Raw genomic sequence first — 13,052 nt, forward strand, 5'->3', positions numbered from 1 at the left:
AATTGACAATCATTTATGAAGAAGTTTATTATTTTAGCATTAATTCTAAGTTCGTGTAAATCAACTTTTTATATTGCACGACATGCCGAAAAAGTCGATAATTCGGCAAATCCACCTCTGAGTACTCTGGGTAAAGAACGAGCCGAAGACCTCAAGCAAGCATTGCTCAATAAGCAAATTACAGACATTTACTCAACCAGTTTTTTGCGTACCCAAAATACCGCCAAACCTTTGGCTGATGCTTTGGGTAAACAAATAAAAGTTTATGCAGCAAGTCCCGCTGATTCGATGAGGGTTTTTATTGAAAGACTGAAGACTATGAAAGGGAAAAAAGTATTGATTGTTGGGCATAGTAATACTTGTAAATATGTGGTAAACGGTCTGCTCGAAAAAGATACGTTGCGTTCTGATATACCTGATAATGATTTCGATAATCTCTATATTGTAGAAAGGAACTTTTTTCCGGTAAGGAAAATGCGTTTCTTTGCAAAAACGTACGGAAAAACTTCGCCACAGTAACACCTTTTGCGTAAGTTTTGCGTTTAAAGTAAAATAAGTTTTAAACTTATTTGATGCACACAATTGCAAGATTGCATTGCCGAAGTAATTGTGTTACAAAAATCTTTTATAAAGTATTCAATCAATGAAAAATCTACGAAAATTTACATTAATCGCTTTAGCTATCCTAACGGTACCTTTTGTTGCCTTTAAGTACGATGACCGTTACTTCGAAATAGCCAAAAACTTAGATATTTTCGCTACGATGTTTAAAGAACTCAACGCTTACTACGTAGATGAAATTAACCCGAATAAGGCCATGAGGATGAGTATTGAGTCGATGTTGAAGCAACTCGACCCATACACCAATTTCTTTCCTGAAGATGATATTGAAGATTATATGACCATGACTACCGGAAAGTACAATGGAATCGGTGCAACTGTATCGCACCGCGATGATAAACACGTGGTTGTGATGATATACGAAGGCTCACCTGCTGACAAGGCAGGAATGAAAATCGGAGATGAAATAGTAAAAGTTGATGGTGTTGATGTAGTGAATCGTAAAGGTGTAGATATTGGTCGATTAATGAAAGGCCAGACTGGTACTACGGTCAAGATGTCGGTAAAAAGATACGGACAAAATTCTCCGCTTGAATTAGTCGTTGGGCGAGACATCGTGAAAACACCAAATGTTCCACACTCAGGCATGATTAATGATGAAGTGGGTTATATTCAATTAAACGATTTTACAGCAACTGCGGCGAAAGAAGTGAAAGGTGCTTTCACTGAATTGAAAGGTCAAGGAATGAAGAAACTAATCCTAGACTTACGTGGAAACCCAGGTGGCTTATTGAATATGTCAGTTGAGATTTGTAATGCTTTCTTGCCCAAAGACCAGTTAATTGTAGAAACACGTGGAAAAGTTGCCGAATGGAATCATAAATATATGGCTATGGAAGCTCCACTCGATACTGAAATGCCAATTGTAGTGCTTATTAATAGTATGAGTGCTTCTGCCTCAGAAATTGTGAGTGGAACTTTACAAGATTATGACCGTGCGGTGCTCATCGGCCAACGTTCGTTTGGAAAAGGTTTAGTACAAACAACACGTGATTTGAGTTATAATACCAAAATGAAAATCACAACTGCTAAATATTACATTCCAAGCGGCCGTTGTATTCAAGCATTAGATTACAGCCACCGTAATCCAGATGGTAGCGTAGGACGTGTACCAGACTCCTTAAAAACAGCTTTTAAAACAAAAAATGGTCGAACGGTTTACGATGGTGGAGGAGTTGACCCAGACATCAAAACAGAAGTGGCAACTATGGCAGCAGTAACCGCGAATTTATTGCAAAAGAATTATATCTTCGATTATGCTACTAAGTACTACTTCGAACATGCTAATCAAAAACCAAAAGAGAAGTTTACGCTTACGGAAGCAGAGTATCAAGATTTTATTAATTGGTTAAAAACTAAAGATTTTACTTACACTACAACAATGGAGCGTAATCTTGATAACTTAGAAGCATCGGCTAAAAAGGAAAACTCATTGGATTTAGTGCAAGAACAAATCAGATCTTTGCGTGAAAAAATCAAACAAGGAAAGCTACAAGATTTGGCAAAAAACAAAGAAGATATCAAAGAGCAATTAGAAGCTGAAATTCTGAGTCGTTATTATTATCAAAAAGCAATGAAGTTTGTAGCTTTCGACCGTGACAAGGAAGTTCAGGAAGCTCTGAAATTATTTAAAGATATGCCACGTTATCAGTCAATTCTGAAAGGAGGGAAGTAAGAAACGCTAAATTTTTCATTTCTGAAATTGATTCAAGAAGTTTTGTAATTTTTTTAGAAAAAGTCTATTAACTTTTTCATTTTGTTGTATTTTTGCAGGGTAAATCTAAACTTAGTACGCTTATGTTCGGTTATCAATATCCAACTTGGGTTGCAATCACATTCTTTGTCGTTCTAATGGCGTTATCTTTCGCTGTTGGTAAATGGTTAGTAAAGAAAGAAAGAGATTACGACGGAATTTAATCATATCTTGAGTGCTGGATTTTGAGGTTCAGCACTCAAAAAATTCCTTCTTCCAAATGCAAAATTACCTTCTCGGGTAATTTTTTTGTTAATAAACGAGCTACAATACTACTTCTGGTGCCATTTGAGCACGCAACCACAATTGTTTGATAGTCGTTTAGTTCTTCCAAACGTTCAGTAATTTCATGTGGAGGAATATTTATTCCGCCAATATTAAAATCTGCAAATTCAGTATTCTCTCTTACATCAACCAAAATAGTCTTTGGTTTCGAAAGAACTTCATCTAATTCGCTTTGTGAGATTTCGGTATATGTTTGCATAGTTTATAAATGAATATGGCACACGCTTGTGGGGTGTGCCATAAAGTATATCAAATTTTGAAATGCAATTACTTATAAAGAGCATCACGTTGCCCTTTGATTTTCTCATCTGTCAAGAAAGTATCAAAATCCATTAACTTATCCAGACAACCTTTTGGAGTAAGCTCAATGATACGATTCGCTACCGTTTGAGTTAATTGGTGGTCATGACAAGTGAAAAGGATATTGCTCGGGAAATCTTCCATGCCTTTATTCAATGCTTGGATTGATTCCAAATCTAAGTGGTTGGTTGGTTCGTCAAATAATAAAACGTTTGCACCCGAAAGCATCATGCGTGAAAACATACAACGTTGCTTTTCACCCCCTGATAGTACTGTACATTTTTTCAAGGCTTCTTCGCCCGAAAACAACATACGACCTAAGAAACCACGTACAAAAGTTTCATCTTTTTCTACTGAATATTGTCTGAGCCAATCTACTAAGTCAAGGTTTCCATCGGAAAAATACTTAGCATTATCGTTTGGTAAGTACGAATGAGTAATTGTTACCCCCCATTTGAATGAACCACTATCTGCTTGTTTTTCGCCCGAAAGAATATCAAATAAGGCCGAAACTGCCAATCCATCTTTGCTCAAAAATGCTATTTTTTCATTGCGAGAAACCTGAAAATTCAAATCTTTAAACAAATATGTGCCATCTTCAAGTTTATAGCTGAGGTTTTCAACCAATAAAATTTGGTCACCAACTTCGCGGTCGGGTTTGAAACCGATGTATGGATATCTGCGTGAAGAAGGCTGAATTTGTTCGATATTCAGTTTTTCAATCATTTTCTGACGAGCCGTTGCTTGCTTAGACTTAGCCACGTTGGCAGAGAAACGACGAATAAACTCTTCCAATTCCTTTTTCTTCTCTTCAGCTTTCTTGTTTTGGTCGGCTTTTTGGCGAGCGGCTAACTGGCTTGATTCATACCAGAAAGAGTAGTTACCGCCATAAAGCGTAATTTTCTTAAAATCAAGGTCAGCGATATATGTACAAACGTTATCGAGGAAGTGACGGTCGTGAGATACTACGATTACGGTATTCTTGAAATCCATCAAGAAATTTTCGAGCCACAAAATAGAATCAATATCTAAGTTGTTGGTTGGCTCATCGAGTAATAAAATATCTGGATTTCCGAAAAGAGCTTGTGCTAACAAAACCTTCACTTTTTCTGAAGGGTTCATATCAGCCATGAGCGTATAATGGTAATCTTCTTTGATGCCCAAGCCTGAAAGCAATGATGCCGCATCAGATTCTGCATCCCAACCATTCATGTCGGCAAATTCTGCTTCTAATTCAGCTGCACGATTTCCATCTTCTTCGGTAAAATCTGTTTTGGCATAAATCGCATCTTTTTCGGCAATAATTTCAAATAAACGCTCATTCCCTTTGATAACAGTGTTTAAAACTGTTTCTTCATCAAAGGCATTTTGATTTTGTTTCAAAACCGACATCCTTTCACCTGGGTCCATGCTTACATTTCCCGTTGTTGGTTCAAGGTCGCCCGAAAGAATCTTTACAAACGTCGATTTTCCAGCCCCGTTTGCTCCAATAAGGCCATATACGTTGCCTGGCGTGAATTTAAGATTTACCTCTTCGAAGAGAGTTCTTTTGCCAAAACTAAGTGAGATGTTAGATACTGTAAGCATTTTAATTAGTGTAGAATGAAGAATTAAACTAGGTTTAATTAAAATTCAAAATTCTATTTTTAAGTTTTAAGAAATACAATAATATATTTTATACACAAAGAATAGAGCGTTTGGGTAAAATTATTCTTTATTACTCAAAAAATCCCTTCATCAGCAAAGCTGAAATAGCCGTTATCGCCAAAAATAAGATGGTCTAGTACGGGTATATCCAACATTTTGCCTGCTTCTTTTACTTTTTTAGTTAATTCCTTGTCAGCTTGACTTGGAGTTAAATTACCTGATGGATGATTATGCACCAAGATAATCGCCGAAGCTAAATATTCTAAAGCAGCTTTAAAAATCATCTTTGGGTCGGCTACCGTTCCTGCCACTCCTCCGATACTTATTTGGTGTGGTTTTATTACTTCATTGGCTCGATTGAGTAATAAAACCCAAAATTGCTCGTGTTGTAAGTCCATTAAGTAGGGGCGAATAGCCTCGTAAGCATCAGATGATGAACCCACTTTCGGTTTTTTTAGAACCTCACTATCTTTTCTTCTTCGGCCTAATTCAAGTGCGGCGGCAATAGAAATGGCTTTAGCTTCGCCAATGCCTTTAAACTTCATTAAATCGTTGATACTCAGCTTAGCTAATTCATGGAGGTTATTATTGACACTCTGTAAAATTAACTTTGATAAATCAACGGCAGATAGTTCTCTTGTACCAGAACCAATCAAGATAGCAATCAACTCGGCATCCGAAAGTGCAGCTTTACCTTTCAGTAAAAGTTTTTCTCTCGGACGGTCTTCTTCAGCCCAAGATAAGATTTTACTAATCATTTTTTATAGAGAAACAGCAAAAGAAATATGGATTTCGAAATCCTAATTGAAACAAAAAATGCCCACGGAGAAAAGTGTTCCATGAGCAAAATATTGAAAATCTTAGAGCTAATTAAGCTAAAGAAGCGATATGCTTAGCTAAACCTGATTTTAAGTTAGCCGCTTTGTTTTTGTGAATAACATTCTTGCGAGCTAATTTATCTAAAGCAGAAGCTGCTGATTTGAACAACTCTGTAGCTGCTACTTTATCAGTAAGACCACGTAATTTTCTAACTAAAGTACGAGTTGTTTTATGTTGGTAACGATTTCTCAAACGCTTAGCTTCGTTTGCTCTGATACGCTTTAATGCTGACTTATGATTTGCCATTGTATTTTATAAATAATTGTCTTATTCTGAAATTGGAGTGCAAAATTAACTATTTTATATGAAACAAAAAACTTAATCTAAAATATTTTTCCTAAAAAATAAAGGCTTCGCACAAAGCGAAGCCTTTATTGAAGATTGCAAATAACTAAATACTAATTATTTAATCTCTGAATTGATAACCAATACTTTTTCCCAGTTTGCTTCGTTTGCTTTCTCAAAAGACTTGTATTGACTACTTTCACGGAATTTCTCAATTTCAGCATCTGTTCTGAATGTAAGATAATGCATTACATCATACTCCGCTGTTGAGTTTTCGTCGCTAAAAGTTTTACCAGCCGAATACCCTGCAATTTCTGGTAACTGACGCTTCAAATCTTGAAAGTCAGCCATGTGCTTTTTAATTGTTTCTGCTGAAGTTCCTTTTTTAAACTTAAAGCAAACAATACGTTGTTTTTGGGCCTTAGGAGGTGTATATGCCGAACCATATGCTACCATTAAAAAAGCAAATAGGCCCAAAGCCATTGCTGGCATTAAATATCTTAATAATGATTTTTTCTGTGCTTGACTCATTTTGTGAAACCGAATAATATTTTGTATTACACTGCAAATATAACAGATATTATTCAAAAAAATTGCATTATTTCTAGAAAATATTTTATTGTTTTTGTAAATTTAGTATTTTGCCAAATATTATTCTGATTTTTAATCTAAGAGAAATATGGTATCTTTCTGATGAAAAAATATTTTTTTGGGAATGAAGTTTAAATTTTAAGGATTTTCGAAAAAAAAATATCCTTTCATTAAAATCAGGTTCAAAATTTGGAACTTATTAGAAAAAAATTATAATATTTTGCGTTTTCAAATGTAAAATTTATGCTTTTGAAATTTTTAGTGTACATAATACTTTGTTTTGTGACCTCAAAATCGAGAAATATTAAAAAAAGTAAAAAACAACTTGCTGTAATGAATTTATTAAAAAGTGTAAAACAAAAAGGCCTGATTTGGTGCCTTGTATTGAGTAGTATTTGGTGTTTATCATCTTTTCGTTATCAATCAATTATTTGGGGATTTTTCGGCCACCAGCGAATCAATCGTTTAGCAGTTTTTACATTACCTCCTGAAATGTTTAGGTTTTACAAAAAGAATATTGATTTCATTACTGAAAATGCTGTAAATCCTGACCAACGGCGTTATGCTGTTAAGGGGGAAGCTCCGAGACATTTCATAGATTTAGATAACTATTCTGATTCCATTCGTAAGCAGTTACCATTGCTTTCTTGGAGAGAAGTGAGTGAGAAAATTTCAGAAGATACGCTTAATCGGCACGGGATTGTACCTTGGCATATAAACTTCATAAAGTACCAACTAACAGAGGCTTTTCGAAAAAAAGATGCTCGACGAATTTTAATGCTTTCGGCTGATATTGGTCACTACATTGCTGATGCAAATGTGCCGCTACACACTACCCAAAATTATAATGGACAATTAACTAACCAGACTGGTATTCATGGATTTTGGGAAAGTAGATTGCCTGAATTATTCGCTGATAATTACGATTTTTTTGTTGGACAAGCCGATTATGTAAAATCCCCACAAAAAAGAGCTTGGCAAGCTGTTTTGGGGGCAAACACAGCTTTAGATTCTGTACTAAGATTCGAACAAGAATTAACCAGCCATTTTGCTGAAGATAAAAAGTTTGGTTTTGATGAGCGAAATGGTATTACTACTAAAAGTTATTCAAAAGAGTTTTCGGAGCGATACCATACAATGCTTAAAAATCAAATAGAGCGTCAGATGCGTGCCTCTATAAAAATGGTTGGAGATTTTTGGCTAACGTGCTGGGTTGATGCGGGGCAGCCAGATTTGAATAGTTTGCTAGCCTATCAGCCAAGTAAAGAAGAAAAAGAGGCGGAATTAGCCGAAAAACAGTCGTGGCTGAAAAGGGTTTTGGATGTTAGAAAAGAAAGTGATAATTAAAGGTAGCCCGACAGGTATTTAGCCTGTCGGGCTATTTTCTTTATATTTTTATGAAAATTTTCTTCTTGTAAAGCCAATTTAGAATTAACCAATAAATGAGAAGCATGAGCCCACCATGCACAAGCGACTGATAAGGAAGCCCAAACAGATTGGCATAATTTTCACCTAAATGGATTTTTAAAGATTTTGAGATATAAACGCCAAGAGCATCGGCAATACAGTAGGCCGCAATTGAGTTCATACCAATTACTTTCAAGAAATAAGCCCAATCAGACTTTCCTCGAACATCTATTATCCAATAAAAAAATGCTAAGAACAAAAAGCATAAGCCGCCGCTGAAAAGCACCCAAGTGGGTGTCCAAATACGTTTGACATTTGGGCATATTCCTAAACGATTAAATATTATGCCAAGCATTAGCCCAGAAACGCCTAAAATAATGAATTGCTTGAGTTTTTCGTCTGCTTTTGTTTCTGATTTTAAGATATTTCCTGCTAAAAGTCCCAAAATCATTGTACCAAGTGTAGGGATAAAACTGAGGGTAGCATAGCCTCCACCATTAAATAAAAATGCCTTTTCACGAGGAAAAAGATTGAGAAACCAGCGGTCAAATGCCCAAGCAAAGTTGGTGTTTTTATTCCAATGAGCAGAAAAATCGCTCAGATTATGTTCCCAGTCTTTGGCAACACCCGCATTGACATAGTCGAAATTAGCATCGGGAAGTGGGTAAAGTGCAAAAGCTAACCAATAGCCAACGAGAATAATTATTAGAGCTGAAATCTGAACCTTTTGAGAGCGAAAAGCCAATAAAAATAAAAATGGATAGCCCATTCCAATTTGACTTAGCGTATCTTCAAATGTAAAATAAGTTTGAGATTTGTACTGAGAACGCAAAAAGATACCTAAAAGAATGAGAATTAAAGAACGTTTAAGTGCGTGTAAAAATGCGGCGTTAGTACCTTCTCTTTGTGTAAGTCTGCGTGCAATAGAGTACGGAAGAACCACGCCAACTAAGAATGAAAATGAGGGTTGAATGAGGTCGTGTAATGAACAACCAACCCATTCTACGTGGTCTTGGTGAAAAGCTAGGAATGCCCAAAATGAGCTTTCTGGTAGTGCTTCAGATACTTTTCCGAAGTGGAGTACTTCGGCCATCATCAGTAGCATTACAAAACCACGATAGATGTCGGCCGAAGTTAGTCGATTTTGTGAATTCATTAAGATTAGGGTTTATGTCCTAAATATAATGAATTTCTGAATTTATAGAACAAGATTTCAACTTGTCGTTATAGGTTAATGTGAAAATAATAAGTTTAAGACTTAATTTTATAAACGTACGATAACACGCCCCATTTGTCCACCTTTAAGTATTCTTTTTATTTCTTTAGAAAGACCCTTGATTGTGATTGTCTTTGTAATAGATTGAATACCTTTTGGTTTCCATGATTTTGCTAAGTTTTTCCACATTTTTTTTCGCCATTCGATATCACATTCTGAAGAATCAATTCCAAACATCGAAACCCCTCTTAGGATAAATGGAAAAACACTTGTAGGTAATTCAGGCGAATTAACTAAACCACAAATAGCAACAACTCCATTGTATTGCATTGATTTTAAGATAGTTGCTAGCATGTTGCCGCCAACAGTATCTACACAAGCTGCATAAACACCTTTAAGTAATGGACGCCCCGATTTATCATCTACTTCTTCGCGAGAAATTACTTCTTTCGCCCCAATTTTTAAAAGAAAATCCTTCCCTTCGGGTTTTCCCGTAACCCCCACCACATGAAAACCAAGTTTGGCAAGAATCATTACTGCCATTGTGCCTACGCCACCAGTAGCCCCTGTTACAATAACTTTACCTTTTTCAGGAGTAAGTCCGTTTTGTAAAAGTTTGTCAATGCAAAGTGCGGCAGTAAGACCAGCCGTGCCGAAAATCATACTTTCTTTGGGTTTTAATCCACGCGGAAGTTTTACTACCCATTTGGCTGGAACACGGATGTATTGCCCGAAACCACCAGCTGTATTCATGCCAAGGTCGAAGCCAGTTACGAGTACTTTATCTCCTTTTTGAAAATCAGTAGATTGACTATCCTCGACGATTCCCACAGCATCAATACCGGGTGTATGAGGATAATTACGCGTAACGCCTCTATTTCCAGTTGAAGATAGGGCATCTTTATAATTGAGTGAAGAATATTGTACCTTTATTAGTACTTCACCAGCTGGTAGATCTTCAATTTTTCGCTCAATGATATTTTGAGAGAAAGTCTTATCTTCGTTTTCGGTAATGTAGAATGCTTGGAAAGTTGACATTGTTTGATAGATTTGGTTGTACTCTTTTACATTTGAATACATCAAAAATCGCAATTTTGTTTTAGAATAGGAGTTTTTCTGGAGATTATTATTTTAAGGATAAAAAATAGTGTCTGTAAGAACATTATGATTTTTCCTTTGCAAGTTATTATAATTTATAAAAGGTATTAGAAGTAAGTTTTAAGTAATGGTAATTTTAGTATTTTGAATGAATAATTTTATCTTGAAAAAATATTTCATAATGAATAAAGAAAAAACAGCGATATTATTATTAATTATTTGGTGGGGAGCATTTACTTTTTATGCAGGTGTGGTTATTCCCATCGGTTCAAAAGTATTGGGAAGCCACACCCCAATGGGTTTTATCACGCAAGCTGTTACTGTGTACTTTAATTATTTGGCATTGTCGATATTTATCTTTTTTACTTTTGCTTTTCGGAAAGTTAGATGGACATACATTTTAGGCATTTTATTAATCTTGGGTCAAATAAGCTTGTTTTTCTGGCATTATAAATTAGACCCAATGCTTAATTTTAAAACGCATGAAGTTGTAGAAAAACAAGAATTCTACGCTCTTCATCGAGTTTATCTATTAACTTCTAGTGTTATTTGGTTGATTGTGAGCGGTGTATTGTTTAAGAACATTAGGTTTACCTAACAATTTGTTGGCTGGGTATTGTAGGCTGAAAACCGCCTTTAAAATCCGGTTTTGCATAACGATTGCTTGAACTAAAGATTTGAATTTCGGTTAAAACTGTCATAGATTCAGTATTGATAAACTCAGGGAGCTGATTATCTGGATATTTCATTGAAGGATTTTCACTGAGATTTTCAAAGACAAAAGCAATGGGTAAAATATAAGTTCCTTCATAGCCTAAACCGAGTAGGGGTAGTTTTTTCAAGCCCCTTTTGATAGATGCCTCAAAGCCGATACTTTTCTCAACATGATTGGCCATTTTTGGGTAAAATATCTCTACACCCTCAATTTTACCAGCTTTGGTTACACTAAATTTCGTGAATATTCGTCCATAAATACTTGAAAGCGTTGCTACTTTAGGATATTCAATAGTTTTTTTCGCCAACTCAAAGAATACCAAATTTCTATCTAAATCTTTTTGGGCGTAGGTTTGAGTAGTAATGAAGATGCATAAAAAAGATGCCAAAGTAGCTTTCATGTTGAATGTGATTTTAGTGAAATTAATAGCGTTTCTATACAAACTTGTAGAAAAAATAATATAAAAACAAAAAGGCCTCAAGATTTCTCTTGAAGCCTTTTTTATAAAATATGGTTTGAATGACTATTACATCATGCCGCCCATACCACCACCGTGTGCATGGCCCATATCTGGAGCTTTTTCTTCTGGAATATCAGATACGACTGCTTCAGTTGTAAGCAATAAACCAGCAATCGAAGCAGCGTTTTCAAGAGCCAAACGAGTTACTTTCGTAGGGTCGATGATACCAGCCGCTAACATATTTTCAAATTTATCTTCGCGAGCATTATAACCGTAGTCATCTTTGCCAGCTTTTATTTCTTGTACAATTACTGAACCTTCGCCACCAGCATTAGCAACGATTGTACGCAATGGTGATTCGATTGCCGAACGGATGATTGCGATACCAGTTGTTTCGTCAGCGTTTGCACCTTCAAGACCTGCTAAAGCAGCTTGAGCACGGATTAAAGCTACACCACCACCAGCAACGATACCTTCTTCTACCGCAGCACGAGTTGCGTGAAGTGCATCATCTACACGGTCTTTTTTCTCTTTCATTTCAACTTCTGTTGCAGCACCGATGTAGATAATAGCTACACCACCAGACAACTTAGCTAAACGCTCTTGTAATTTCTCACGATCGTAGTCAGAAGTTGTAGTTTCGATTTGAGCTTTGATTTGGTTTATGCGTGCAGTGATTTGGTCTTGGTCACCAGCACCATTAACAACTGTAGTATTGTCTTTGTCGATAATGATTTTATCGCAGTGACCTAAGTATGAAATATCTGCATTTTCAAGTTTGAATCCTCTTTCTTCAGCGATTACAGTACCACCAGTAAGGATTGCGATGTCTTCCAACATTGCTTTACGACGGTCGCCAAAGCCTGGAGCTTTTACAGCACAAACTTTCAATGCACCACGGATTTTGTTTACTACTAATGTAGCAAGAGCTTCGCCATCTACATCTTCAGCGATGATTAATAACGGACGGCCAGTTTGAGCTACACCTTCTAACACTGGAAGAAGTTCTTTCATTGAAGAAACTTTCTTCTCAGAAATCAAGATGAATGGTTTTTCCATCTCAACTTCCATTTTCTCAGCGTTAGTAACGAAATATGGAGATAAATAACCTCTGTCAAACTGCATACCTTCTACAGTTTTTACTTCTGTTTCAGTACCACGAGCTTCTTCAACAGTGATAACGCCTTCTTTACCTACTTTCTCCATTGCATTTGCAATCATTTGACCAATTTCATGGTCATTGTTTGCCGAGATAGTAGCAACTTGTTCGATTTCCTTTGAAGTAGAGATTGCTTTAGATTGATCTTTTAAAGCACCAACTATTGCGGTAACCGCTTTGTCGATACCACGTTTCAAATCCATTGGATTCGCTCCAGCAGCTACGTTTTTAGCACCGATAGTGTAGATAGCTTGTGCTAATACAGTAGCAGTTGTAGTACCATCACCCGCTTGGTCAGCAGTTTTAGAAGCTACTTCTTTTACTAATTGAGCACCCATGTTTTCAATCGAATCTTTCAATTCGATTTCTTTTGCCACACTCACACCGTCTTTAGTGATTGATGGAGAACCGAATTTTTTGTCGATGATTACGTTACGACCTTTTGGTCCTAATGTTACTTTTACTGCGTTTGCAAGAGTGTCAACACCTCTTTTCAATTTCTCTCTTGCATCTGTATCAAATATAATTTGCTTTGCCATTTTTTTTAAAAATAAAAAATTAAGAATTAAAAATTAATAATTGTCGAAAATTATAGAGTGTATCCTGTAAAATGACATTTTTCATTCTACATTCTTA

13 protein-coding genes are annotated in these 13,052 nt (G+C 36.0%); 4 read left to right on the top strand and 9 right to left on the bottom strand.

All coding sequences use genetic code 11. From position 1 onward, the window contains the following. Positions 1-15: 15 nt before the first annotated feature. Positions 16-519: a histidine phosphatase family protein gene (locus EMTOL_RS12830; protein ID WP_015029720.1), complete on the top strand. Its 504-nt coding sequence runs from the start codon at positions 16-18 to the stop codon at positions 517-519. Positions 520-643: 124 nt separating this feature from the next. Beyond that, complete coding sequence (locus tag EMTOL_RS12835) at positions 644-2,296, top strand: S41 family peptidase (RefSeq protein ID WP_015029721.1); 1,653 nt, start codon at positions 644-646, stop codon at positions 2,294-2,296. 277 nt (positions 2,297-2,573) lie between these two features. On the opposite strand, the gene EMTOL_RS12840 is transcribed toward EMTOL_RS12835, so the two are convergent. The 5 genes from EMTOL_RS12840 to EMTOL_RS12860 all read right to left on the bottom strand — a co-directional run bounded on the left by EMTOL_RS12840 (position 2,574) and on the right by EMTOL_RS12860 (position 6,301). After that, positions 2,574-2,858, bottom strand: coding sequence for a rhodanese-like domain-containing protein (locus EMTOL_RS12840; protein WP_015029723.1), 285 nt, complete (start codon positions 2,856-2,858; stop codon positions 2,574-2,576). Between the two features lie 68 nt (positions 2,859-2,926). After that, positions 2,927-4,546, bottom strand: a complete 1,620-nt coding sequence (locus EMTOL_RS12845) for an ABC-F family ATP-binding cassette domain-containing protein (protein ID WP_015029724.1) — start codon at positions 4,544-4,546, stop codon at positions 2,927-2,929. 134 nt (positions 4,547-4,680) lie between these two features. After that, the gene (gene radC / locus EMTOL_RS12850) at positions 4,681-5,364 is read right to left on the bottom strand and encodes a RadC family protein (RefSeq protein WP_015029725.1); all 684 of its coding nucleotides are present in this window, start codon (positions 5,362-5,364) and stop codon (positions 4,681-4,683) included. 112 nt (positions 5,365-5,476) lie between these two features. After that, positions 5,477-5,731, bottom strand: a complete 255-nt coding sequence (gene rpsT, locus EMTOL_RS12855; protein WP_015029726.1) for a 30S ribosomal protein S20 — start codon at positions 5,729-5,731, stop codon at positions 5,477-5,479. Positions 5,732-5,887: 156 nt separating this feature from the next. After that, the gene (locus tag EMTOL_RS12860) at positions 5,888-6,301 is read right to left on the bottom strand and encodes a Dabb family protein (RefSeq protein WP_015029727.1); all 414 of its coding nucleotides are present in this window, start codon (positions 6,299-6,301) and stop codon (positions 5,888-5,890) included. 393 nt (positions 6,302-6,694) lie between these two features. Between EMTOL_RS12860 and EMTOL_RS12865 the strand changes: the two genes are divergently transcribed. Next, positions 6,695-7,708: a zinc dependent phospholipase C family protein gene (locus EMTOL_RS12865; protein ID WP_305953234.1), complete on the top strand. Its 1,014-nt coding sequence runs from the start codon at positions 6,695-6,697 to the stop codon at positions 7,706-7,708. Between the two features lie 40 nt (positions 7,709-7,748). Here the strand turns inward: EMTOL_RS12865 and EMTOL_RS12870 are convergent, their stop codons facing one another. Together EMTOL_RS12870 and EMTOL_RS12875 are read right to left on the bottom strand one after the other, a co-directional pair. Then, complete coding sequence (locus EMTOL_RS12870) at positions 7,749-8,924, bottom strand: acyltransferase family protein (RefSeq protein ID WP_015029729.1); 1,176 nt, start codon at positions 8,922-8,924, stop codon at positions 7,749-7,751. Positions 8,925-9,032: 108 nt separating this feature from the next. Continuing rightward, positions 9,033-10,022 (bottom strand): YhdH/YhfP family quinone oxidoreductase, encoded by a 990-nt coding sequence (locus EMTOL_RS12875; RefSeq protein WP_041694122.1) that lies wholly within the window; start codon positions 10,020-10,022, stop codon positions 9,033-9,035. Positions 10,023-10,263: 241 nt separating this feature from the next. Between EMTOL_RS12875 and EMTOL_RS12880 the strand changes: the two genes are divergently transcribed. Beyond that, entirely contained in the window at positions 10,264-10,680 is a 417-nt protein-coding gene (locus EMTOL_RS12880; protein ID WP_305953235.1) for a hypothetical protein, read from the top strand. Here EMTOL_RS12880 and EMTOL_RS12885 read toward each other — a convergent pair. Further along, positions 10,673-11,197: a hypothetical protein gene (locus EMTOL_RS12885; RefSeq protein WP_015029732.1), complete on the bottom strand. Its 525-nt coding sequence runs from the start codon at positions 11,195-11,197 to the stop codon at positions 10,673-10,675. The genes EMTOL_RS12880 and EMTOL_RS12885 overlap by 8 nt on opposite strands. Positions 11,198-11,323: 126 nt before the next feature. Next, a complete protein-coding gene (gene groL / locus EMTOL_RS12890; RefSeq protein WP_015029733.1) occupies positions 11,324-12,955 on the bottom strand; it encodes a chaperonin GroEL in 1,632 nt (543 codons plus the stop codon). Positions 12,956-13,052 lie beyond the last annotated feature (97 nt).

It is taken from the genome of Emticicia oligotrophica DSM 17448 (genome assembly GCF_000263195.1).
In the GTDB taxonomy this organism is placed as follows: Bacteria; Bacteroidota; Bacteroidia; order Cytophagales; family Spirosomataceae; genus Emticicia; species Emticicia oligotrophica.

Bases quoted from the DNA above. Each gene is read 5' to 3' on its own strand.
- EMTOL_RS12830 (WP_015029720.1), top strand. From the start codon at position 16: ATGAAGAAGTTTATTATTTTAGCATTAATTCTAAGTTCGTGTAAATCA.
- EMTOL_RS12835 (WP_015029721.1), top strand. From the start codon at position 644: ATGAAAAATCTACGAAAATTTACATTAATCGCTTTAGCTATCCTAACG.
- EMTOL_RS12840 (WP_015029723.1), bottom strand. From the start codon at position 2,858: ATGCAAACATATACCGAAATCTCACAAAGCGAATTAGATGAAGTTCTT.
- EMTOL_RS12845 (WP_015029724.1), bottom strand. From the start codon at position 4,546: ATGCTTACAGTATCTAACATCTCACTTAGTTTTGGCAAAAGAACTCTC.
- radC (WP_015029725.1), bottom strand. From the start codon at position 5,364: ATGATTAGTAAAATCTTATCTTGGGCTGAAGAAGACCGTCCGAGAGAA.
- rpsT (WP_015029726.1), bottom strand. From the start codon at position 5,731: ATGGCAAATCATAAGTCAGCATTAAAGCGTATCAGAGCAAACGAAGCT.
- EMTOL_RS12860 (WP_015029727.1), bottom strand. From the start codon at position 6,301: ATGAGTCAAGCACAGAAAAAATCATTATTAAGATATTTAATGCCAGCA.
- EMTOL_RS12865 (WP_305953234.1), top strand. From the start codon at position 6,695: ATGAATTTATTAAAAAGTGTAAAACAAAAAGGCCTGATTTGGTGCCTT.
- EMTOL_RS12870 (WP_015029729.1), bottom strand. From the start codon at position 8,924: ATGAATTCACAAAATCGACTAACTTCGGCCGACATCTATCGTGGTTTT.
- EMTOL_RS12875 (WP_041694122.1), bottom strand. From the start codon at position 10,022: ATGTCAACTTTCCAAGCATTCTACATTACCGAAAACGAAGATAAGACT.
- EMTOL_RS12880 (WP_305953235.1), top strand. From the start codon at position 10,264: ATGAATAAAGAAAAAACAGCGATATTATTATTAATTATTTGGTGGGGA.
- EMTOL_RS12885 (WP_015029732.1), bottom strand. From the start codon at position 11,197: ATGAAAGCTACTTTGGCATCTTTTTTATGCATCTTCATTACTACTCAA.
- groL (WP_015029733.1), bottom strand. From the start codon at position 12,955: ATGGCAAAGCAAATTATATTTGATACAGATGCAAGAGAGAAATTGAAA.